We start from the raw sequence: 22,406 nt of genomic DNA, 5'->3' as shown, positions 1-22,406 counted from the left end.
AATATGGCGAAGAAACTGAACGATCCTAGCAAGGGAAACAAAAACCTTGGCGCAAAACAAAGAGGTCTCGGAATGCTGATCAACCCTGAATCTGAGATACAACAAAAAGAAAAATCATCAAGCAAAGAGTTTGACACAGAAGATGTGAAAATCTACTCACTCCGGATTCCAACTGATATGTTCGATAAGTTAAAATATGAGATAGGTAGGGAAACCAAGGCTTCAATGAGAGATATGATTCTGACGGCGGTTGCTAAGCATTATGGGATTTAGGAAAAGGTTACTCCTTTTTGCACAATTAAAGCCACCTGAAAGGATGGCTTTGTTTCTTATGAAAGACTTTACGTTTTGCTTGATTTTAATACGGTTTTTTGAACAAAGACACGCACATGTAAAAAATTAATTTGTAGAAAAAGGCTAATCAAGCACTTCAGCCCTAATTACGTTTATACAATGTGGGAGGGGAGTGTTAGCCGAACTCTGTCCTTCCCTTCTCTTGGGGTAACCCAAGAGAAGGGAACTAAATAATTATTTTATTCCGCGTCCAAAACTAACCTCCCCTCAAATCTAATGGCAAACTGTTGGACTGTCAACCCCCAGTTATGGATAGGGGCCGTCCATTTCCGTTCGATCCTCTTTGCAGCAAGATACACCAGTTTCAGCAGTGCCATATCACTTGTGAAAGCCCCTTTTATTTTGGTGACTTTCCTAACCTGCCGGTGATAGCCTTCAACCGCGTTGGTGGTATAAATGATCTTTCTGTTGGGTTTGGTATAGGCAAAATAGGCACTAAGACGTTCCCAGTTGCTGTTCCATGAACGGACCACCACAGGGTATTTCTTCCCCCACTTTTCTTCCAGGTCCAACAGGGCAGACTCTGCCCCGTCTTTGGTATCTGCCCCATAGATAAGTTTCAGGTCAGCGGCAAGCTCCTTCTGCTCCTTACTAGCTACATACTTCAGGCTGTTGCGGATCTGGTGGACGATACAGAGCTGTACCTCAGCCTTAGGGAAAATAGAATGGATTGCTTCAGGGAATCCCGTCAGGTTATCTGTACAGGCGATCAGGATATCCTTTACCCCACGGTGCTGCAGGTCACTTAGGACCTGGAGCCAGAAGTTGGCCCCCTCACTTTCAGAAAGAAACATGCCCAACAGCTCTTTCTTCCCTTATTTGTTGATACCCAAAACATTGTACAGGGCCTTATGCCTCACCTTACCATCTTCCCGCACCTTGAAGTGCATCGCATCAAGCCATACGATACAATATACATCCTCTAAAGGACGGCTCTGCCATTCTTTCACCTTTGGGACCACCCGGTCTGTAATCCCGCTGATCACTTCGGTGGAGACCTCTGTATATACATCTCCCGGATATGGGCTGATATATCCCACATACTGCCTCCCATGCCATACAGGGCGGATCTGGTCTTCCAGACTGTCGGCTAATATGCGCTGCCTTTTTTTCACTATTTTAGGCTCAAAGCCACTTTTTCGGTCCTGTGGGGTCTCGATCGTTACTTCTCCCAGGTTACTCTTGACAATCTTGTTGCCCGTGCCGTTTCGCTTGTTGCCCGATGACCAACCATTTTCTTCATCCCGAAGATGCTCTTCCATCTCTGCGTGGAGCGCCTCTTCCAAAAACTCTTTGAGTATCGGCGCTAAGGCTCCGTCCTTTCGGAACAGGTTGTCACCTGATAAAAACTGTTTTAATACTTTTTTCTTGAATGCTGATTCTTGTTCTTTCATACTGCTCTATCTTAAAATTCAAAGCTTTAGACAGAGTTAAGATTACACACTCGATCGATAGAAATTCCATTATCGGATTTTCATACATTTTGTATTTCTTTTGTGCACTCATGTCAATGTGTTTTAATTATTTAATCAATTTTTCTATAATATAAGCTGGAACCTGGGCTGAATACGCATCTTCATCATTAAGTTGATTTTTGGTAACAAGTTCCAACTCGAAGATTAGCCCTAATACAAAAACCTTATCCATTTTTAGCTCTTGATAGAAGTTGTCATATTTTCTTTTTCCCAATAAATTGATCCCATAGAGATGAAAAACATGAATAATTTTACGGAGTTTAGAATAGCTTCCCATCTCTTAATAATTATAATATTCTATACTTTGTTATTTGTTCACTGGCAACCATTTCCCCTATTTTTATCAGTTCATCTGCTTTATGAAAGTCGAAGGTATTGGCCGAATCATTAGGGATATTGATTAAGATATCCGGTTTGTACCTTTCAATATGCTGCCTGGCAATTTTATGTATCATAGCAGCAGTGGTTGTGGTTAACATAGAATAATAACCTAAACTTCCTTTATCTCCTGATGAAACCAGTTTGGCCATATTTTTCATGAGGCCATTAAGCTGGTTATCGTTCGAATTGTTATTTGGCAAAACATTTTTGTTTAATTCATTTTTTTTATCTCCGTATAGATTTACCACAACAAGAATGTAATCCTGTTTACGTTCTACATACTCAATGGGAACCGGATTTAACACCCCCCCGTCTACCAGCAATAAGTTCTTATACATAACCGGTATAAAAACGGTTGGAATTGCTACCGATGCCCGAATGGCCTCATAAAAACTACCCGATTTAAAAATCATTTCGCGTTCGTTCAGCAGATCAGTAGCTACAGCCGCAAAAGGAATACGCATCTCCTCAATGTTCATGTCGGGGATAATTGTTTTCATTTTGTCAAATACTTTATCCCCTTTCAGTAACCCGGAGGTTGACAAAGCAAAATCCAAAAGTCCCCAGATTACCTGTCGGTTTATTGTTTTTACCCAATCGGTGTATTCGGGTAATTTACCCATCGCGTGGAGTCCGCCAATAACAGCGCCTATAGAAGATCCCGAAATAGAGGATATTTCAAACCCTTGTTTCTCCAATTCATTAATAGCACCAATATGAGCCAGCCCTCTTGAGCCGCCACTTGATAATACTAATGATACTTTCCTTTTCATCTTTTAAAATTCATTCATTAATTTCTATTCTATCATTTAATCCAGATGGTTAGCCATTTCTACTTTTGAGTACAAATAGCATTGCTTTAACGCATGTTCTTAACCTCTCTACTGGTACCGGTAACTTGTAAATAGGTTGATATTGCCAGTTGATATTGAGTTTTGGCTTCAATCAATTTATCAGCAGTTTCTGTTTGCAGTGCTTGTGCTTCCAGTAAGTCCGAAAGGGTGACAACACCACTGTTATAACTGGTCTGCATTACTTTCAGATTCTCATCGGTTTGCTTTACAGTTTCTTCCATCATTATAATTTGACGATAAGATTCGTTTACATCAGTCCAGGCTTTTTCCATCTGAAGCTTTAATAAACCTTTGGTATCATTGAAAGTGTTCTCGGCAATTTGTTCCTTGATTTTATGTTCCTTGATGGCGTGCGAGCCTCCCCACCAATCGGAAATGGGTATAGACACTGTGCCATAAACCAAACCATTGGTAGTAGTATTAGTTCCTTCGTAATAGCTGTTGAAGGAATAACCAGCAGCACCTACAGCTAACTGAGGCATATAATCGCCCCTTTTCATTTTAGTTTGTAACTGCTCTGCTTTTACCGATTGCTGCAACAACTGATATTCTGCCCGGTTTGGTAATGCAGCTTCGATATCGGTGTAATAAGTGTTTGGCAATTGTATGTTTTGCAAATCTTCCTGCAATACCAGCGCTGAGTCATACACTATACCGATGGTTTGACAGAACTGCCTAATCGCTAACTGCTTGCCGCTTTGCAGTTTGCTTTTATTGGTTCTAAGTTCACTTTGCTTTATCTGTACTTTCAACGCATCGTTTTTAATAATTAACCCTGATTTGAAGGCATCCTTTACTTGCTTGCTTACATCGTTTAACAACGCTTCATATTGTGCGATGGTCTTTTCTTTTTCCTGAAGCACTACAATCTGCCAGTATTGTTGTTCTGTTTTTAATAGCGTTTCATTTAAACTTAATTGTTGTTGCTTCTCTTTTACGTCAACTCCCAATTGGGCGAGTTTATTTCCGTTGCTGATTTTTCCACCAACAAAAATGGGTTGGGTTATATTGAGTAATCCAACCGTTGCTCTATCTAAAAGCTGGAGGTTTAAACCTGGAAAATAAGCAAACTCTGTTGCCGTTGCGAGGTTAGCCGGATTGCCGTCATATACCGGCAAATTTCCTCCCGGCATATTGAATTTAATGATGGGGTCCATCGCACGCATAGCAAATGCTGTTGCACTTACTTTAGGAAAGTAGTTGGTAAAAGCATTTTTCTTTACCTCCTGAGCCATCTCCATTTCCAATGCACTGTTTTTAATGTGTACATTATTTTTAATCGCCAAGTCTTTACTTTCTTGTAGGCTCAGCGTTGTCTGGCTGTATCCTTCTGTTATGAGAAATAAAGTGGCAGCTATGATAATTATCTTTTTCATTCTAAAGAATTTTAAGCAATTGATTTCTTAAGTGATTGATGATACATCACAGGCAGCACATACAAGGTAAGTATCATGGATATCAGCAGTCCAAAGCAAACTACAGCACCTAAAGGCCCCCAAAGAGATGAGCCACTTACAATCATCGGCACCACGCCAACGGCAGCCGCAAAAGAAGTGAGAAATATGGGGCGCATTCTACGCTTACCGGCAGCCACCGCTGCTTCCGCCAATAACATTCCGTTCTTGTTGCGGAGCTCTTCAGCATAATCAATCAGGATAATGCCATTGCGCACGACGATACCCATAAGGCTCATTATTCCGAGGAAGGAGGTAAGCCCAAAAGGATAACCGGTAAGTACTAAACCCATAGCCGCACCCAGAAAACTTAAAGGCATGGTCAGCATCACTAAAAAGACTAATCTCGATCGCTTAAACTGGAAAAGCAAAATAAAATAAATCAACATTACGCCTGCCAGCATGGCTTTGCTCAGCGGTGTATAATTTTCCAATTCACTTTCCTCCTCACCGCCATACGTGAGTTGAACATCGGAACCTGTTTTTATTTTTTTGAGTTCCGGCTTTAGTTCAGCTAATATTTTATAAGGTAGCACCCCTCTTTTTACATCCGCTCGCACCGTAATAGTTCGTACACCGTTCCTGCGGATAATTTGCCCTTCGCTCCAGTCGGTGGTTATGGTAGTTACCTGTCGCACAGGAACTGTGGCACTCAAAAACAGGGATGTTACATTTTGATTTTCGATATCATCAAAACCATCTCTTTTATCGATTGGATTAATGACCTTCACATCTACCGGATAATCTCCTTCCCAAACTGTACCTATAGGTATCCCAGAGAAACCAGATGCTATTGAAGAGGCGATTAGTCCTCGGGTCAACCCTAACCGGTTGGCGAGTTCATCATTCACATCTACACGCACACCCTGCCTTTTATTAAGATAATCCGTACGCGCCCATATAACAGCATCGTTTTGTTGCATTATACTTTTTACATTTTCAGCGATGGCTTTTATGGAATCAATGTTGTTACCGGAAATCCGTACTTCAATCGGAGCGGTTGTGCTCAGCATATCCAATTGTTTCATGCGCACATAGGCATTTGGAAAAATATTGCGTTTTGCTTCATATTCATCCAATATTGCCACGGCATCGTCGGCTGTTATGGTATTGACTACCAACTGCGCATAATTTTTTGATGGGAAATTAGGTGCGTAGGTAGTGTGGAAACGTGGTGAGCTGGTACCCATGAAGGAGGCTACATTAACCACCCGACTATCACTCATGAGCAATACCTCCATACTATCGGCAACAGCAACTGTTTGGGCAAGTGTGTATCCTTCCGGTAGATAAATTTCTACGGCAAACTGATTCCTCTCCACTTTTGGAAATAACTGTCGTGGCAACAGTGCCATGATTGCTCCGCCTAATAAAATGGAGAGTAAGCCTACCAGCATGGTCAGCTTTGGTCCTCTGAAGGCACTTTCGAGTGTGCTATTATAAAACTGTTGCACCCAATCGAGTAGTGACTTCTTATCGGCTTTTGCTTCTTCCGCTTCTCCTTTCCTGACTCCTTTTTTGATAAATACATAGCTCATGTAAGGAACCAGAAAGTAGGCCACCAGCATAGACGTAAACAAGGCCACACCAATGGTAACAGGCAGAGAACCAACAAAATCACCGGTCATTCCAGATAAGAAAAATACCAAAGGAACATAGGTAGCGATAATGGCAAGGGTAGCAGAAAATACCGGAACAAAAAGTTCTGTCGCACTTTTCCAGGCAGCATCCCAGGGCGTTTCGCCATGATCTAATTTTTCTACATGACTATCAATAACAACAATGGCATTATCCACCACCATGCCTAATACAACGATTAATCCTGCAAGCGAAACGGTGTGTAGTTCAACACCTAATAAATATAAAATGCCTACGGTTATAAAAATGGTAATGGGGATCGTTACGCCGGCAACCGCAGCTACCCGTAAAGGCAATAACAACATCGTAACGATGATCACAGCGATAATAGCAATGAAAAATTCTTTCAGGAAATGAATAATGGAACGATCTACGGCTGTTGGCATATCAGCAATCTTATCCAGATTTACATCAGAAGAAATTTTAGTCCGGATGGAAGCGAGGGATTGATCCACCTGTTTCCCAAAATCAACAATGTTGTTGCCAGGTTGCATTTCCAATGACACCAGCAAGCTTTTTGCCCCATTGTTTTTTATGAAAGAGTCAGGTTCCTTATATTTTCTAACTACAGTAGCAATATCTTTCATCCGGATGATGTTACCAGCAGGATCGGCATACACGATTTGGTTTTTAATGTCTTCTTCCGATTTGAAATTTGCTGGAATATGTATCGGTGTAATCAATTCTGAATTATTGAGTTCGCCACCGTAATACACAGCACCCTCCAATTGCATGGCGGCAAGCACCGTAATAGGACGCACACCGTAATAAGCCAGTTTAGCATTATCCAGATAAATGGCTATCTGTTCCTGTTGAATTCCGTAGTGTTTTACTTTAGAAACGGCCTTTATTTTTCGCAATTCCGTTTCGATAATTTTCAATTCTTTCTCCAGCTCTTTATAGGTTTTGCTTTCTGATTGTATGGTAAGTAGCAAAGCGGCTGTATCGCCAAAATCATTGTTGGCAATCAGCGCAAGTACCTGCGGTGGCAACTGTAATTTTAATTCGCTGAGGCCGAATTTTATTTTATCCCAAAAGCCATCAGGGTCTTTTACGTTGTTGTTTACTTCCACAAACACAACCAACATTCCTTCTCTGGATATGGAATACGTTTTCTCCCGGTTTACTTCTTTAAAACCGTAAAGAAAACTTTCCACTTTGGTGGCTAATTGGTCTTCCACCTGTTCGGAAGTAGCCCCCGGAAATACACCGATGATCAATCCCTGTCGAATGATGAACTCAGGAAATTCATTTCGGGGCATTACCCAAAGAGAAAATATACCAAACAACACCAACAGACTTGTTATGGTAATGGCTATTTGCTTATACCTCATAGCCAATTCTATGACATTAAACTTATGTGTCGTCATGATGCTATTTTATAATGTTTACCTGTGAGCCCTGGCGAAGTTTGTCTTGCCCTGCCACAATGATTTTATCACCTTCTTTCAAATTTCCGCTGACCAGAATTTTTTGGTCGATTAAAGCAATGGTTTTCACCGCTCGCTTTTGAGCCGTGTTATTTTCTATCACATATACAAACTGCGTCCCTTGTAAATCCTGCTGCATTGCTTTGTTAGAGATAAGAACACCGGTCGCCTTGTTTTGGGTTGCAAAGTTGACTGTACAAACCATACCCGGCTTAATGGCTAAATCAGAATTGTCAACTTCAAGTCTTACCGGATAGGAGTGTGAAAATATATCAGCCGAAACACCAATTTCTCTTACAATACCGGTGATTGTTTTAGAGATAGCTCCAACAGTAATGATGGCCTGATCTCCCTTTTTGAACGAACTGATCTCATCTTCTGGTACGGGAATTTTTACATATACTTTACTGATGTCGAATAATTCAAAAACTGTAATATTTGGAAATACATTCTCTCCCTCCTGAATCGATTTTTTACCTATCACACCCGCTGTAAAAGCATATAGTTTTGTATCGTCAAGTCCTTTTTTTGCAATGGCTGTAGCCGATTTTGCCTGACTTAATCCTGTTTCTACCTCCACCCATTTTATTTCAGACAGGGTACCATTTTCATGCATCGGCATTAACCGGTTATACGCATCCTGTGCCTGTTGTAATTTTTGAAATGCCATCTGGTAGGTGTTCTCCATAGTCGATGGATTTAGTTGTGCCAGCAACTGGCCTTTGTTTACCTGCTGTCCTTCTTCTACTGCTATTTTCGAAACGGTTCCCGGCACCGAGAAACTGAGTGGTGTATTTTTCTTTGGCACCACAACCCCGGAATACCCAACTGTATGGCTTCCTTTAAATTGAATTACTTCTTCTGTTTTAACATTAAGGGAAATGTGCTTCGCACTTTCCGATGATGTATTCTCTCCTGACGAGCATCCGGCCAGGATAACGGAAAACCAAAGAGCGATGTGCAGTTTATTGACTTTCATATTCATTGTTAGTTCTATTAATTACAATTAGACTATTTTAGTTTTTTGGTCGATAATGGGTTAAAAAAAAATTACCTCGCTATGATTCCATAAAAAAGCACGTTCAGCAATCCTTCAAACCGATTTTCTGTTTTTGCATAATTGTTTTTAATGAATAAAGGATATTCTAAACCCTTCAGTGCTGTGACCAGGGCAAAGGCGGTGAGGTTGATGTCTTCTATTTTAAAATCACCTTCTTCAACACCCGTCTTCAATATTCCTTTGATGGTGTTAACCTCTTCGGTGTCATACTTCACTCTGACATTTTCAATGAAACTGTAATGCTCCAGATATTCATCTTTTAAAGCACTGTATAGATTGGTTAATTTGTTAATAACTTTCATTCTTGTTAAAACATAAGCCCGTATTTTTTTTTCAGAGGTAGTTTCTGCATTGATTGCTTTTGCTATGGCAGCACTTAACACATCCGATTCCTTTTCAACGATTGCCTTGAAAATATCTTCTTTGCTTTTGAAGTAATGATAGATGGAACTTTTGCCTTTTCTTGAAGCATGAGCTATTTCATCCATTGTGGTTTTCTTAAAACCATATCTGGCAAAGATGGTTTTAGCGGAATTTAGGATGACCTCACTTACATCGTCTTTAATGTCCATTGTTGTTTCCATTGTTTCTTCCCAAACTATTTATCGACCAAATTAGTTTTTTGGTCGAGTGCAAAGATATACATTTTTTTTAAACCCACTCTTTTAAGAATTCTTTCGGTTGGGGAGTTTAGCTCAAACAAGCTGATTTTTGCATAAATTTGAGCGGCTCATGTTAAGATTCACTCCTTAATGCGCTATACACACATCTTGCGAGGGCGACCGGTTCTTTATTATCGGGCTGAAACAATTCTACATCAACCTTAATGATTGTCTTCCCTTGTTTAATTATTCGTGCTTTTGCTTGTACATCCGCCTTAACGGCTGCATGTAAATAATCAATGCGCATATCAATGGTGTTCAGCCTGTCATTGGGTGAATGTAAAGCCGTTGCCCCGGCCACTCCTCCGGCAGTATCGGCAATGGCGGCCAGAATACCTCCATGCCAGCGGCCTTGTATAAAATCACCAATAAACTCTTCTTTGAATGGAACATGAATATGAACCGAGCCTGCTGTAATCTCAACTATTTTTAAACCGAGTATTTTGTTAGCAGGCATCATGTTTTCGATGGCGTGCTTCAATATTTGAAAATCATTTTCGTGCATGGTTAATTTTTTTTTAGTAGAATTTATTTTTACTGACCCAAACTTCGCCTCATTAATCGCTTATTTCACCTATTGCAAATTGGTAGGAGCGAAAAATAATTTTTTTAATCTCATCGGCCTCCTCTTCGTTTCTGGGCGCGTAAACCATTATGAAGTTTGGCGGCAACCATCCTTTATGCACTACAGGATGCAATTCGCCCCAACCCAGTTCAATTACTTTTTTTACATCACGCTGCGGGAGGCCTAAGTGCATACTGCCATCCGGAGCAGGATGAAAATGCGCAAATTCCGTTTCAACCATAAAAGCATTACAATGTGTGCACATTTTTTCTTCTGACATACACATGGCCTGTGCTCCGGGTACAGAGATTTTGCTATACTCCTTTGAAATATCAGGAAGCGAGAATGCCCAACCAATGAGTTCATCCACCAGCTTTCTGTCTTTTGGTTGTTGATCCAATTGCATGTGAGGATTGCTCGGTGTGGTAGTTGGTTTGGCTCCTGTTCTTTTTGGAAGCTCAAAATCATAATGTAAGGTCATGTTATACTATTGTTTAATGGGTTGATTCAATGATGAAACTACGGTCGCTAAATGCAGGCAAAAGACTTTCATAGGTGTGCTCTATAGTATCGTTGGTATTCAGCATAGCCATAGAATAAATTAGCGGCACATAATGATCGGGAGTCGGGGCAGCCATTTTTCCAAATTTTGTTTTTTCATAATTCATCAAACTTTTTATGTCGCGGTCCACCACTCTCTGTTTTATCCATTCATCAAATTCCTTATCCCATCCATACAAGGTTTTATCGCCTTTGAAAAGTCTGGAACTTGCCAATTGAAGATTATGAACAACGGAACCGCTGCCGATAATCAAAACACCCTTCGTTCTTAATTTCTTCAGTTGAACTGCTAACTCATAGTGGTATTGAGGAGATTGATAATAATCAATGCTCATCTGAAAAACCGGTACATTGGCATCTGGGAAAAGATGACGAAGCATGGGCCAATTGCCATGATCGAAACCCCATTCGGTTGTAGTTCTAATTGCAGGGATGGCTTCTGCTACATTTTTGGCAAATTCCGGAGCACCTGGAGCCATGTATTTTATAGTGTAATATTCGGGAGGGAAACCGTAAAAATCGTAAATCGTTTCCGGCCACGGAGAAACATTTACGTATGTGCCTTTGGTACACCAGTGTGCTGATACTACCAATATGGCTTTAATTTCTTTTGGATATTTTTTTCGTAAGTCAACACCTAAATCAAAAAGATAAGTTAAAAAAGGATTCGCTTTATGAGGAAGGTGTATGTCCATTGGGTTTCCGTGCGAAGTAAAAAGAACCGGAAGGGTTACTTCCTGTTCGGGTAAGCCGGTTATCGAATTGGCCCAGCTCTTTACATTTGAAGTCCCAAAACCTATTGTTGCTGCTCCCATTATTTTTATAAAGTCTGATCGGTTCATTTTACAATTCAAAAGGGAATTTAAATCGGACGCACGTTACTCCGCTACCGGATAAAGTCATTCTGATGAAATAGAAAGTTCTTGCTGGTAATACTTTTCATCATCAACAATGTCCAGCATAAAGCGGGCAACATCTTTTCGGCTGATGGTCATGTTTAGTTTTTTATCGCCTTTAATGCTTACCCGAACTTGCTTCTGCTTTTCACTGCTGCTAAGGCCAACCGGTCGAACAGATGTCCATTTCAGTCCGCTTGTACGAAGTACTCTTTCCTGATCTTCATGACCTGCGTAGGCTACACCAACGTTGGTCTTTTTGATAAGAAATTTAAATATCCAATTTGTTTCTTTGTAGCTATCGCCTGTTCCCCAGGCTGAAACAGTTATCACCCGCTTTACACCGTTTTCATTCATTGCGAAAATTATATTTTTCATACTTGTATACAATAAATCAAGTGGCGAAGTCACTTTTGCCCAAGGCAGGTCAGATTTCCTTCCAATGTTGAGCGCAACAAAGATGGCATGTGTTTCCTTGATAACTTTCCTCACATCATCTATACGCATAGGATTTCCTTCAATGACTTGTAGATTGGGATTTGCAAGTTTGATTTTTTGTTTGTCGCGAACCAATGCTTTTACAACCCAACCTTTTTCCAGGGCTTGTTTTACAATTTCAATTCCAGTTCGGCCATTGGCGCCTAATACGGCTATTGCTTTTATGTCCATTATTTTTTCGTAAAACTTGCCAGCATTTCGGGATTGCGCAGGTAATTACCAATCCAGATCACAGTCAAAATAATGGCAGGCATTATAAACGATTCCTCATGTTGTAGATGAGTGGCAATGGCTCCACCAAAGTGGGCGGTTAACAAAAGAAACCCAAGGGAGGATGTTCTGGGAATAATAAATAAAATGATGAAAATCAATTCGCCAATTCCTATAAACGTGAGGTTATCAATCAATCCCCATTTAGTGAAATTAGTTACCAATTCTTCAGCGTGTGTCAGTTTCATGGTGGCGCTCATAATAACCAACGCACCCACTAGTCCAATTATCACCCATGCGGCAATTTTTCTTGTTTTACTCTTTGTTTGCTTTTCCATGATGGTTTTGTTTACTAAATGAATTTCATTTCCATAAATTCTATACTTAAGCATGATGCTCAAGCAAGAACTGCCAAGTAGTTCACTTACCTGGTTTATATCCGATCAAAATCAGGGCAGGAGATAAACGATTACAGTAATAATCAATCCTGTACCAAAAGCATAGGCAAGCAATTGCCAGGCTCTTGCTCTGTCTTTCACCCTGAATTCTTTTTGATCGATGGTATCTGTTTTCCCCACCTCTCCTAAATTGAACATGTGCCCAAATCCGAAATACACGCAGAACTTATTGTACGCCTGTATGAATCCTGTTGCTCCCATTACTGCCGGAATGAAAACTACAAGTCGCATCCAGTGAGGTGCACTGAACCATAATAAGAGAGAAATGGTAATTACCGTTAGTACCAACCCTGTCCATCCACTTGCTTTTCGCCTTTTGATTTCCTCTCTCCCCATATTGCAGGTTCCGGGAATATATTTTTCATTGGAAGGGTTGCTTCCATTATTTTCATTAAACGATGACATAAAGGCAATGGCTTGATCGAGTGAAATTGCTCTTGTTTTGATTTTAGTTAGTTGAATAATAAAAACGTTCATGAATAATTTGGCCGTCCTTCCATTTTTGCACGGCCACCTGGCACATTTTCATGCGGGGCGCGCCTTTGTAGGTGACATCAAATTCCCATTCTACCATAGTCACATTGTCGCCCACGGCAACTGCTTTTACTTCTGCTCCGTGAAACGTTTCAATCATCTGCATCCCTTGAATTTCCCTTTCCCTGTTGGCTGATTTGCCAACCATTGGGGGTTTGGAGTTTTCCTGCATTACTACATCTTCATGATAATACTTTTCAAAAGCATCCATTTGTTTGCCCGACAGCATTAGCTTGATTAGGTCTTCGATTTTTTCTTTGATGTTCATGGTTTGATATTTTTTCGTGTATAAATAAATTCGGTTTTAGAGCAGATAACTATGTAAGTGCCGATGTTGAATAAACAGAGAATCTAATATGCCGCCATTCCTCCATCTACCACATTAATGGTTGCAGTTATAAATTGGCTATCGTCAGAAGCTAAATACAAAACTACATTGGCTACTTCTTCGGGCTGAACATACCTTCCCAAGGGAATACCTTTTATAAATTCCGCTTTTATTGCCTCTGCATGTCCTGGAGCCATTCCTTCTTCCAGAGAACGCATCATCCGGTTATCAACGGTCCCCGGATTAACTGTATTTACCCTGATTTTTCGTGGGGCAGCCTCCTGTGCTGTGGCTCGCATAATACCAATGGTGGCGTGTTTACTTGCATTATAGGCGGTCATTCCTGAGATGCCAATAAGCCCTGCTACGGAAGATGTAATGATAACACTTCCTCCGTCATTCATTCTTGGTAACACATGCTTCATGCCCAACCAAACCCCTTTCACATTGACAGCAATAACTTTATCAAAATTTTCCTCCGGGTATTCTGTAATTGGCTTTACCACCCCTTCGATCCCTGCATTATTGAAGAACACATCTATTTTGCCAAATTTATCTACTGTTTTCTGTGCATATTTTTCAACATCAGAACTTTGGGTAACATCTGCTACGCAATAATCAACATTTGGTGATTGTAATTCTGTTGCAGCATTTTTCAACGAATCCTCATTTACGTCAACAAGCATTATTTTCGCACCGTTTTGTAAAAAAAGTTTGGCGGTAATCAGGCCGATACTGCCGGCACCACCTGTAATGATTGCAACTTTGTTTTCTAATTTTCCCATATTGGTTTCATTTATGAATTTCTACTATTTAAGGTTTTATTTATCCTACAAGGATTTTGTGCCATATACACTTTTTAGAAAATCCTTTAAATCAAGAGGAGGATGACCAATTAATTTCTTTAATGTATCATCGGCATAATCAAACTCCCCGGCTTTCATGGTCTCGGCAATACTTGCCATCATACCCGTAACATTTTCCGGCAAACCATGTTGCAGCATGCCCTTTTTCAAATCTTCCAGTGGAATATCTACATAGTTTACAGGGGCATTTACAATATCCGAAAGCATAACAGCTATCTCTGTAAAGGTATATGCTTTTAATGCGGTGATATTATACACTTTATTCTGATGGGCAGAAGGGTTGGAAAGTACAACTGCATTGGCCTCTGCCATATCATTTCGTGACGCAAAATTTACCCTTGCATCACCAGCACTGTAATAAATAGCTCCTGTATTGGTAAAATCTCCTAACAACATCGGTAGAAAATCAGCATAATAGGTATTTCCCATAATGGTATAAGGAATTCCTGATGCTTTAATCTCTGCTTCTGTTTTTACGTGATCCATACCTCCACTGAATTTGGAATCAGGGGAAGATTTCAGCACACTGGTGTAAACGATATGCTTTATGCCACTCTCTTTTGCCGCTTTTATGGCATTAGAATGCTGCTCATAACGTCCGGTTATGGAACTTGATGAAACCAGTAAAAGGACATCTACCCCCCGCATAGCCGCAAGCAATGAATCATAATTAAAGTAATCTCCTATGGCAATATCCACTCCTTTTTTTTTGAATGGAGCTCCTTTTTCTTCGGTTCTTACCAATGCCCTAATTGGGGTTTTAGGATTTTTTTTCAATAAAGATTCGATAGTGGCCGCCCCTAAATGCCCGTTGGCTCCTGTAATTAATATCATAATTTTTTGTTTTTAAATTAGTTGGTAGATGTTTTCACAAACTTAATCAAAATTAAAAGATATATTGAAATATATCTATATATTGAATAAAAAAAATTACTTGACCAATTCTTCTTTAAGGGATGTGAGGTATTTTTCTAACAACTTCTTATTTACCGATAAAAGCGAATGTTGTCCATCCTTTTTTGCATGGATAAGTCCGCAATCAAACAGTATTTTAGAGTGGTGTGAAATGGTAGGTTGAGAAAGCGTAAAGTGGCCTTCCAATTCACTGCAACTGATTTCTCCTTTTGCCATGAGTATCTTTAGAATTTTGAACCGCGTGGCATCAGCCAGTGCTTTTGATATTTTGAGCAAATCCATTGTCATTTTGTTTTTTGTAAAGATAATGTTTTGTAAAGAATTTTACTGTTGACCAAAACTAATAGCGAATAAAATAAGGTGCTTTATTGCTGGCCAGGCTGAACTTTATAAGTATAATATACTTAGGGTATGGATGATATTACTGACCTATCTCGAATTCACACTGCCTACTATTTATAGTCTGGCGCGGCTATGGCATGTGCCAAATGCTTGGGGCAATTCGGATGACAACTCTTCTTAAAAATGCGAAGGGTCGGCCGTTTCTTTTTCTCTCCATGCGTTGGCATATTATTCATAATATTCCCATTCAATAAATTCTAGGTCTTTCCCGTTTGTCGGTTTACATTCAAAGTATTGTAGTTCTTTTGCTTACTTATCAAAAATGTGAAAGATTCTCTTCTTTACGTTTTCTGGAGTTCGCATACCAAAATAGATAGCTTTCAGACTTTCAAGTGGATAATGTCGGATTCTTTCTTCTGGTTCTTGGGGATTTCCAAAGTTTATATGAATCGCTCTCCATTCCTTTTCATATTTCCACGGTGCAGTTTTGGTAGAGAAAACCCATTCTAATTGATGAGCAAAATGATGTGTCCAAGGTTTTGAAAGACCTATCAAATCACAATCGTGTTCATTTTCAAAAACTTGTGAAAACTCGAAAAAATTTATAAACGGCTGTTCGCTCTCATAATTAACTTTTTTAATTCTGTCCCAATACACGTGGGTTTCTAAATCCCATTTGGATAGTCTTTCTTTGTATTTTTTGCAATCTAATTTCCTTCGAGCTTTCCCGATGTAAGGGAAAAGACCTGAATTTTCTAACGCAAACTCTAAACAGATTCCTGAATGCTTGCTGGAATAGTGCGACCACATTAAAAAATCATCATTGCTTTCTGAAAAGCAAGTAGCATAACTATTTTCAAGAAATTTTGACGATATACGTTTAAGTACGCTTTTGAAATTCTCTGAATCAAATTGGAATTCTAGATTGTGTTTCTTTGATGCGGAATCAATAATGCTTTTAATATCAATATCCCAAACTCTTTCTTTTTCATCTTTTAGCTGGTTTATATATTCAAAAACCGTTTGCTGAAATTCTGCAACCTTTGTTCTGTTGTCATTGAATGCAAGTAGGTTTTTGTCGTTCTTCCTTTTTTTGTCAGTTAAGGCATCATTGAGCGATAGGGTTGACTTAAAAAGAAAATAAATCAGATATTCTACTTGCTCGGATTTCTCACAACTAAATTCAATCCGAGCCGACAAATCAAGCGGGTCATTCAATTCGAAGTAGGAAGCGAAGTACAACTCTTGATAGTAAAGTTCCTTAAAAAGAAATTCTGAAAGTGGGCGATATTTATAGAGAATCTTCAATTTCCTGCAGTGGTAATAATTTTTCAGTCAGCTATCCTTGTATGCAGCACAACTTTTGGCTATGAGTATTATCCCTAAGTGGAGCGGCATAGGTGGTGTTACAAGTTTTTTATTATTTATTTTTTATTAAATGAACAGTTTTTATTCAAATTTAAAGGTTTCATCAAAGTATTCCTTTTTGACGATGATGTAAGATGAGGGTATGCCATAATCAAATGTGAATCTTTCAAAGATCAAATCCGGGTTGGGATTATGGATAATAATCTTTGGAAATGTTTTCCGTTTGAGAAATGCCGATTTAAACAATTGATCAGTTCTAATATCAGTTACAGGAAATGAATATCCTATTATATAGATTTCCTCTGCGTTTTCAATTTCTCTTTGTGCTTCAGCCCAAACTCGAGTAAATAATGTTCCAAATAAATCGTATTCTTTATTTTTTACCGGGGGAATTATTAATGGCATAGAATACAAACCTTTATCATTCGATTTTCCTTCAGGCATCAAAGGGTTTTTAATTCTGCTTTTTACTATTGTATAACCTTCAGGAGCAGGTTTACCTATCAAGGGAAGATTTGGTGGATAATAGCCATATGAGAACTCTTCATATCCAGACATGTATCTACCAGCATAGGTTGCATATGGTTTAGTTGCTCGTTCGAAGACATAGAAGTCTTCTACATTAGTTTCCTGGCTTAATTCAAATTTGCCTTCTTTGCTAGGTATAATATGACTTGTAATCCAATTACTAGAACCGTGAAGTTTTAACAACTTCGGGAAATTTCGTTCAATAGATTGATCATCATTATAAATCCAATCATCCCTGAAAACGGCAGAAGGCTGTACAAAATATCCATTTCCACTATTCCAATCAGTTTCTTTCATTAAAGCTCTGTCCATCAAAGTATCCCAATTAAAAGTTATGATTGAGTCTCTCGTAGAAAGTTGTTTAGCTAAATTTTTATGAGTTAAAGATTCATCACCATTCTGAATTTCATTTATTACACTTACAAAAAGAAATATCAATTCATTATAAGCCTTTAATTGTTGAATACCATCTGGGTGTCTAAAAATATTTCCACGATGTAAAGCCTTGTACAATTTTTTTTGAATTTCAGAATGCAGTAATTCGATATCTTCAGAAAAATTCAAAAATTGGAGTGCATCAACTTTATCTCTATCAGATATATAGTTAATTAAATGTCCAATTAATACCCAAGGATTTTCTGAAATTTCAAGTTTTCTAAAGGTTTCAAAAAAGTCTAATGCAACAGGCATTTTCACACCTGTTTTAGATTTGTTATAGCTTTTAGAAGCCCCTGCTCCAAGTATTATTGCTCTTTTCATTTAAAAAATAACGTCAATGTAAGAATCGTAGTTTTGGTTGTGCTGTAGCAATGAAAGGCTCTAATTTCTACAAATTGTTATGGCCTATTAATTTTCTAATAAGTTCATTTGACCGTTAAGCTCTTCTTCCAGTCTTACATTTTCGAGAAATGGTGAATTTTTTACTTTGTCATAAAGATTTAGTAATCGGCTGTTAGCCCGTTTTACTACAGTATCGTAAAGTAAAGGAATTATTTTAGTTCCCCCTTGATGCGTTTCCTGAGCTTCAAGTGGATCAATTTCCGAACCGAGAACGAAACATGTTATTTTATTTTCAGGAGTGACATATCCTTTTTTTGTTAACTCCTTCACATATCCCCATGCTTGACTTTTTTGCTCTGAACTAAGGGGAACACCTGGCTTTTTTAATTCCACTATCGTAAGTCTATCTACGCCAATTTCACCGCCTTCATCATCATATTTAGGATATGAGTAGAGACCTACTGTACTGTCACTTAAAATTGCGAAATCTGGTCTTTTTCTTGAGCCTTTCTCTATTCCTCCGTATAAATTTTGTATTACTGATGTCATTCCTTGATTTGAGGTGTATTCGATAGTTTCGTATTCGGGTCCAAAAATCCATAGGCCCTTTTTGAATAAAGGTTGCAACTCCTGAACCTCATCAGTATCCTTTGAAAGTACTTTGATTTTTAACTGCTCCAATAATTTTAGCCTAAATTGAAGTTCATCCAAAACTATTTTTGCAAGATCCACATTCCATTCTTCTAGAATCTCATTGAGATTATCCAGTTGATTTGGATCAAGTTCATATAGAGCGTGTATAAGGCTGAATTGAGATTGTGATTCCTCCAAATTGGCTAGGATTGTCCCAAGCTTTGCAAGTTCTGTTTCATTAATTGATGGGCATTCCTCCTGCACTTGAGTTATAAACGAATTCCATTTTGTTTGACCAATTAGCCCAATCCTTTTAAGAGTTTGATTATTTTGTGATTTGATGTCATAAAAAGTTTCTTTACGTTTTTCTTTAGAAATATCCAAAACAAAATCTTTAACCTTGTTGAGTACAACCTCATTTACTGATTGAAATTCGTCACTATTTGATTTAAATCCAGACCAATCCGGATGTATGTTTTTTTCGGAATTTAAAATATCTGCCAAAACGATAAAGATAAATCTTTTGGCTTCTATACGTCTTCCGTCAATAAGATGATCCATACCAGTTCCTTTCCACGAACACTCACCAACTAACCTCCCATTCACATGCCATGCAATGCCATGTTGATGGGTAGTTTTGTCAGTTGATAAAGTATCGATTGCAATTAGTTTAACTTCTCCAAAACCTTCCACGGTTAGAATAAACTCCTTAATATTTTTCTCTGGTATATCTAGAAAGGTTATTTTTTCTCCATCAATTGCAACTTCGAAATTTGGGTCAGTAAGGAATCTCATACCAATCTCTCTTTTGATTAAATTAGCCGAGATTATGGGAATTTTGGCATTATCTGCATAAACCATTGTTCCATGTCCAGTTACTCCTTCTTTACTATCTATTTTCTGGAAGAATATTTCGCCTTCATTCCCTTTAAATACTTTTACAGTAACTTCATTATTCTTTTTCCATGTTTTAACAAAGAAAGACGGACCAAAACAAAACCCTGCAAATCGTCCTTTGCCGTTTTTTCCAAAAGCAAGTCGTTTTGAAATAAATGAGTTTTCTCTAGGTATTTCAGCATAAATACCCTGATCTCTTTGCCTATTATATGCCAATTTTCTAAAACGTTTATCAAATTCGGATTCAGACATCCCATGTCCATTATCTCTGATGAAGAAAGAATTGTCTGATTCGTTAGGCCATTTGATTTCCACTTTAGAGGCACCTGCATCCCAAGAATTTGCAATTAGCTCTATTATAGCAATCTTTGGTTCACTCACTATTCCAGTACCAGTAAATGATTCGAGGAATCTCTCGTCAAATAATGCTGTTTGTTTTCCTTCCATGAGTTTTCATTATTAGCTATAATACTTTTTGGTTACAGCATCACCACTTCCCTATTGCCTATATATCACCATTGTCCACAGGTCTTTAGGGATCTGCTGTGACCAAATTAAGGATTTCGTCGATCCCATCAAGTGGACTTTGAATATTTTTATTTGATATCGATAGCACATGCGTATATATTTCAGTGGTCTTACTACTTTCATGACCAAGGAGAGCTTGCACATAACGCAAATTTGTCCCCTTTTGAAGTAGATGAGTTGCAAAACTGTGACGCAAAGTGTGTACAGTCGCCCAAGGGTTTGAATTGCTATTCTTTATTGCTCTTCGAAAAACGGCTTGAATGCTTGTCGCTGAATACTGACCTCCTTCCTGCCCTTCAAATAGCCAATAACTGGGCTTATAAGCTTTGTAATACTCTCTAAGCATTACTAGCAGAATTGGTGAAAGCACAGTTTTCCTATCTTTTTTTCCTTTTCCTCCCTTGATGAAAATGTAACCATCATCAGAATGAATATCTCGTTTTCTTAGGTTTAGATATTCCGACGAAAGGTTGATAGCTTCACTTATTCTTAATCCAGCACTGTAAATAAGCATCAATACAGCTCGGTGCTTTATATTCTCCACACTGCAAAGGATTGCTTTGATCTCTTCCTGACTGAGTACATTGGGCAGCGTTAGGCTTTTCTTAGGTCGTTGGATATCATAAATAGTCCGTTCTCTACCCAGCACGTGTTCATAATACGCCTTAATCGCGTTTATCAACGTATTTTGCGCACTTTCTGAAATTTTATATTTGGTGATCTGATGATAGACAAAGGCTTCTATTTCTTCCTTTGTCACATCCTTAATATTTCGACTTTCAAAAAAAGATAAAAATTGAGTTAATGATGATCAATAGTTCTTTACTGTAGATGGGCTATAGGCTTTAAGAATTAATTTCTGCTCCAAATCTGCCAGTGCCTGGACGGATTGCGTATTCATGATTCTAACTGGTACTGCAACTTTTCTTTCAGATGGCCTGACTTCAGATTTACCTTTATATAACATTTGAAGTTGATCCCAATTAGCTTTTGTATTGACGAGACTCCAAAGTATTCCACTTTAACCCCCAGACCGAATATTGTCACTTGTGAACCCCACCCACCAAAAATGCATTAACATCCTCAAAACCAGAAAAGTGACATCTTTGATCAGAAACATTCGTTTGGATCTTCCAGATTTCCATCGCTTCTGAAGGAATGATTTTCATATTGGAAAGGAGAATTCCAATTTTGTCCCTACTCCCCCTCAATGCCTCCAAATCCCAATCGGTAGGTGATCCTTTTTGAAGGCAATAACGGAATAGCTGGGCTACTCTAATAAAATTAATTGTACACTTCTCTCCCGTAACATCATTATCCAAATAGAGATCAACTACTTCACACTCTTCCAAAACATCCAGAATTAAGCGAAAACTGAGATTGGCAGTACTATTCAGAATAATGGCTTTGAAATCTGTAGCTCTAGAAAGCTTCAGATAACTCAGAAAGTCAAACCAGCCTTCAAAAACTTTGATGCCTTTAACAGTCCCAAGGATTCGAATTGAAGTACCTCCTCCAAGAATGTTCCCCTTAAAAATAGAGGATCGAAGTACCCATCCACCCGATTCATTTGGAAAACCCACTGCGAAATATCGCTTTCCCTTATTCCGCCAATGCACCTCTTTACCGAAAGGAGCAATATCCTGAAGATCAATACCCCTGCCTCGAATGTATTGGATAAGTGCATCATGGCTGATCTCAGCCACCTTTTCCACCACTATTTTCTGGGCAATCTCAGGTTTTTGTCTAGGAACAAATTTTCTTACCGGAACTGATCCAGAGAGGCTTTCCACTGATTCGAAGAAGGTTTTGTTTTCAAATTCCTGGACTGCTGCGATAACGTCTCCGCCCTTTCCTGCGGCATGATCATACCACACATTCGCTTTGTCATCTACGGCAATCGAGCCAGTCCGCTGTTCCAGGAAACCAAAAAAATATTCTTTCCCGTGGATGCCTTCGAATTTCAGAAATCCTGATCTGACCAGGCTATGGAAATAATCCAGCACAGGGAATTCCTGTTTGATTCTGGCAGCCGCTTGTTTTACTTCAGAGTAGTTCATAATATTTACATTTTTATATAAATACATCTATACATAAATAATACATCTTATTGATTTAAAGGAGTCTTATCTTTCCTTTTGTCGTGAATTGTCGGATTACCTGCAAAAAGAAAAAGAGGGGTAGTGGTAAG

General features: G+C 38.8%; 22 protein-coding genes and 2 pseudogenes. 1 reads left to right on the top strand and 23 read right to left on the bottom strand.

Going from position 1 to position 22,406, the window contains the following annotated elements:
- The first annotated feature begins 3 nt into the window (after positions 1-3).
- Positions 4-273 carry a hypothetical protein gene (locus tag Q8M62_RS13360; protein ID WP_014773269.1) on the top strand — a complete coding sequence of 90 codons (270 nt, stop codon included), beginning with the start codon at positions 4-6 and terminating at the stop codon, positions 271-273.
- 260 nt (positions 274-533) lie between these two features.
- On the opposite strand, the pseudogene Q8M62_RS13355 reads toward Q8M62_RS13360, so the two are convergent.
- From Q8M62_RS13355 to Q8M62_RS13245, 23 genes and pseudogenes are all read right to left on the bottom strand, one after another.
- A pseudogene (locus tag Q8M62_RS13355) lies at positions 534-1,748 on the bottom strand (IS256 family transposase).
- Positions 1,749-1,875: 127 nt separating this feature from the next.
- On the bottom strand, positions 1,876-2,106 hold the full coding sequence (locus Q8M62_RS13350; protein WP_014773267.1) for a hypothetical protein: 231 nt from the start codon (positions 2,104-2,106) through the stop codon (positions 1,876-1,878).
- 10 nt (positions 2,107-2,116) lie between these two features.
- Positions 2,117-2,983, bottom strand: a complete 867-nt coding sequence (locus Q8M62_RS13345; RefSeq protein WP_014773266.1) for a patatin-like phospholipase family protein — start codon at positions 2,981-2,983, stop codon at positions 2,117-2,119.
- An 86-nt stretch (positions 2,984-3,069) separates the two neighbouring features.
- The gene (locus tag Q8M62_RS13340; protein WP_014773265.1) at positions 3,070-4,440 is read right to left on the bottom strand and encodes a TolC family protein; all 1,371 of its coding nucleotides are present in this window, start codon (positions 4,438-4,440) and stop codon (positions 3,070-3,072) included.
- A gap of 11 nt (positions 4,441-4,451) precedes the next feature.
- Entirely contained in the window at positions 4,452-7,526 is a 3,075-nt protein-coding gene (locus Q8M62_RS13335) for an efflux RND transporter permease subunit (RefSeq protein WP_014773264.1), read from the bottom strand.
- Positions 7,527-7,530: 4 nt separating this feature from the next.
- Positions 7,531-8,565, bottom strand: a complete 1,035-nt coding sequence (locus tag Q8M62_RS13330; RefSeq protein WP_103923946.1) for an efflux RND transporter periplasmic adaptor subunit — start codon at positions 8,563-8,565, stop codon at positions 7,531-7,533.
- Positions 8,566-8,636: 71 nt separating this feature from the next.
- On the bottom strand, positions 8,637-9,230 hold the full coding sequence (locus tag Q8M62_RS13325; RefSeq protein ID WP_200820542.1) for a TetR/AcrR family transcriptional regulator: 594 nt from the start codon (positions 9,228-9,230) through the stop codon (positions 8,637-8,639).
- Between the two features lie 151 nt (positions 9,231-9,381).
- Positions 9,382-9,813 carry a PaaI family thioesterase gene (locus tag Q8M62_RS13320; protein ID WP_014773261.1) on the bottom strand — a complete coding sequence of 144 codons (432 nt, stop codon included), beginning with the start codon at positions 9,811-9,813 and terminating at the stop codon, positions 9,382-9,384.
- A gap of 52 nt (positions 9,814-9,865) precedes the next feature.
- Entirely contained in the window at positions 9,866-10,354 is a 489-nt protein-coding gene (locus Q8M62_RS13315) for a luciferase family protein (RefSeq protein WP_014773260.1), read from the bottom strand.
- Positions 10,355-10,367: 13 nt separating this feature from the next.
- Positions 10,368-11,249 carry a dioxygenase gene (locus Q8M62_RS13310; protein ID WP_014773259.1) on the bottom strand — a complete coding sequence of 294 codons (882 nt, stop codon included), beginning with the start codon at positions 11,247-11,249 and terminating at the stop codon, positions 10,368-10,370.
- 84 nt (positions 11,250-11,333) lie between these two features.
- Positions 11,334-11,999, bottom strand: a complete 666-nt coding sequence (locus Q8M62_RS13305) for an NAD(P)-dependent oxidoreductase (protein ID WP_014773258.1) — start codon at positions 11,997-11,999, stop codon at positions 11,334-11,336.
- Positions 11,999-12,376, bottom strand: a complete 378-nt coding sequence (locus Q8M62_RS13300; RefSeq protein WP_014773257.1) for a DoxX family protein — start codon at positions 12,374-12,376, stop codon at positions 11,999-12,001. Before Q8M62_RS13300 ends, Q8M62_RS13305 begins: the two co-directional genes overlap by 1 nt.
- Positions 12,377-12,487: 111 nt before the next feature.
- A complete protein-coding gene (locus Q8M62_RS13295; protein WP_014773256.1) occupies positions 12,488-12,973 on the bottom strand; it encodes a hypothetical protein in 486 nt (161 codons plus the stop codon).
- Positions 12,945-13,298, bottom strand: a complete 354-nt coding sequence (locus Q8M62_RS13290; protein ID WP_014773255.1) for a nuclear transport factor 2 family protein — start codon at positions 13,296-13,298, stop codon at positions 12,945-12,947. Before Q8M62_RS13290 ends, Q8M62_RS13295 begins: the two co-directional genes overlap by 29 nt.
- A gap of 83 nt (positions 13,299-13,381) precedes the next feature.
- Complete coding sequence (locus Q8M62_RS13285; protein WP_144605546.1) at positions 13,382-14,143, bottom strand: SDR family NAD(P)-dependent oxidoreductase; 762 nt, start codon at positions 14,141-14,143, stop codon at positions 13,382-13,384.
- Positions 14,144-14,188: 45 nt separating this feature from the next.
- On the bottom strand, positions 14,189-15,058 hold the full coding sequence (locus Q8M62_RS13280; protein WP_014773254.1) for an SDR family oxidoreductase: 870 nt from the start codon (positions 15,056-15,058) through the stop codon (positions 14,189-14,191).
- 96 nt (positions 15,059-15,154) lie between these two features.
- The gene (locus Q8M62_RS13275; RefSeq protein WP_160111209.1) at positions 15,155-15,421 is read right to left on the bottom strand and encodes a helix-turn-helix transcriptional regulator; all 267 of its coding nucleotides are present in this window, start codon (positions 15,419-15,421) and stop codon (positions 15,155-15,157) included.
- A 369-nt stretch (positions 15,422-15,790) separates the two neighbouring features.
- Positions 15,791-16,789, bottom strand: a complete 999-nt coding sequence (locus Q8M62_RS13270) for a DUF2971 domain-containing protein (protein ID WP_103923797.1) — start codon at positions 16,787-16,789, stop codon at positions 15,791-15,793.
- A gap of 141 nt (positions 16,790-16,930) precedes the next feature.
- Positions 16,931-18,136 carry an SIR2 family protein gene (locus Q8M62_RS13265; protein WP_103923796.1) on the bottom strand — a complete coding sequence of 402 codons (1,206 nt, stop codon included), beginning with the start codon at positions 18,134-18,136 and terminating at the stop codon, positions 16,931-16,933.
- An 87-nt stretch (positions 18,137-18,223) separates the two neighbouring features.
- Complete coding sequence (locus Q8M62_RS13260) at positions 18,224-20,134, bottom strand: ATP-binding protein (protein ID WP_103923795.1); 1,911 nt, start codon at positions 20,132-20,134, stop codon at positions 18,224-18,226.
- 85 nt (positions 20,135-20,219) lie between these two features.
- Positions 20,220-20,864 (bottom strand): tyrosine-type recombinase/integrase, encoded by a 645-nt coding sequence (locus tag Q8M62_RS13255; RefSeq protein ID WP_255590697.1) that lies wholly within the window; start codon positions 20,862-20,864, stop codon positions 20,220-20,222.
- Positions 20,862-21,008: pseudogene (locus Q8M62_RS13250) on the bottom strand (phage integrase N-terminal SAM-like domain-containing protein); the annotation flags it as partial. The gene Q8M62_RS13255 and the pseudogene Q8M62_RS13250, both read right to left, overlap by 3 nt.
- Before the next feature lie 250 nt (positions 21,009-21,258).
- Positions 21,259-22,275 (bottom strand): toprim domain-containing protein, encoded by a 1,017-nt coding sequence (locus tag Q8M62_RS13245; RefSeq protein WP_160111208.1) that lies wholly within the window; start codon positions 22,273-22,275, stop codon positions 21,259-21,261.
- Positions 22,276-22,406: the final 131 nt, after the last annotated feature.

It is taken from the genome of Algoriphagus sp., assembly GCF_030694375.1.
In the GTDB taxonomy this organism is placed as follows: domain Bacteria; phylum Bacteroidota; class Bacteroidia; order Cytophagales; family Cyclobacteriaceae; genus Algoriphagus.
This window is presented reverse-complemented; position numbering and strand designations above follow the sequence as displayed.

Bases quoted from the DNA above. Each gene is read 5' to 3' on its own strand.
- Q8M62_RS13330 (WP_103923946.1), bottom strand. From the start codon at position 8,565: ATGAAAGTCAATAAACTGCACATCGCTCTTTGGTTTTCCGTTATCCTG.
- Q8M62_RS13345 (WP_014773266.1), bottom strand. From the start codon at position 2,983: ATGAAAAGGAAAGTATCATTAGTATTATCAAGTGGCGGCTCAAGAGGG.
- Q8M62_RS13290 (WP_014773255.1), bottom strand. From the start codon at position 13,298: ATGAACATCAAAGAAAAAATCGAAGACCTAATCAAGCTAATGCTGTCG.
- Q8M62_RS13315 (WP_014773260.1), bottom strand. From the start codon at position 10,354: ATGACCTTACATTATGATTTTGAGCTTCCAAAAAGAACAGGAGCCAAA.
- Q8M62_RS13350 (WP_014773267.1), bottom strand. From the start codon at position 2,106: ATGGGAAGCTATTCTAAACTCCGTAAAATTATTCATGTTTTTCATCTC.
- Q8M62_RS13295 (WP_014773256.1), bottom strand. From the start codon at position 12,973: ATGAACGTTTTTATTATTCAACTAACTAAAATCAAAACAAGAGCAATT.
- Q8M62_RS13335 (WP_014773264.1), bottom strand. From the start codon at position 7,526: ATGACGACACATAAGTTTAATGTCATAGAATTGGCTATGAGGTATAAG.
- Q8M62_RS13360 (WP_014773269.1), top strand. From the start codon at position 4: ATGGCGAAGAAACTGAACGATCCTAGCAAGGGAAACAAAAACCTTGGC.
- Q8M62_RS13320 (WP_014773261.1), bottom strand. From the start codon at position 9,813: ATGCACGAAAATGATTTTCAAATATTGAAGCACGCCATCGAAAACATG.
- Q8M62_RS13245 (WP_160111208.1), bottom strand. From the start codon at position 22,275: ATGAACTACTCTGAAGTAAAACAAGCGGCTGCCAGAATCAAACAGGAA.
- Q8M62_RS13265 (WP_103923796.1), bottom strand. From the start codon at position 18,136: ATGAAAAGAGCAATAATACTTGGAGCAGGGGCTTCTAAAAGCTATAAC.
- Q8M62_RS13305 (WP_014773258.1), bottom strand. From the start codon at position 11,999: ATGGACATAAAAGCAATAGCCGTATTAGGCGCCAATGGCCGAACTGGA.
- Q8M62_RS13275 (WP_160111209.1), bottom strand. From the start codon at position 15,421: ATGGATTTGCTCAAAATATCAAAAGCACTGGCTGATGCCACGCGGTTC.
- Q8M62_RS13325 (WP_200820542.1), bottom strand. From the start codon at position 9,230: ATGGAAACAACAATGGACATTAAAGACGATGTAAGTGAGGTCATCCTA.
- Q8M62_RS13285 (WP_144605546.1), bottom strand. From the start codon at position 14,143: ATGGGAAAATTAGAAAACAAAGTTGCAATCATTACAGGTGGTGCCGGC.
- Q8M62_RS13260 (WP_103923795.1), bottom strand. From the start codon at position 20,134: ATGGAAGGAAAACAAACAGCATTATTTGACGAGAGATTCCTCGAATCA.
- Q8M62_RS13310 (WP_014773259.1), bottom strand. From the start codon at position 11,249: ATGGGAGCAGCAACAATAGGTTTTGGGACTTCAAATGTAAAGAGCTGG.
- Q8M62_RS13300 (WP_014773257.1), bottom strand. From the start codon at position 12,376: ATGGAAAAGCAAACAAAGAGTAAAACAAGAAAAATTGCCGCATGGGTG.
- Q8M62_RS13340 (WP_014773265.1), bottom strand. From the start codon at position 4,440: ATGAAAAAGATAATTATCATAGCTGCCACTTTATTTCTCATAACAGAA.
- Q8M62_RS13280 (WP_014773254.1), bottom strand. From the start codon at position 15,058: ATGATATTAATTACAGGAGCCAACGGGCATTTAGGGGCGGCCACTATC.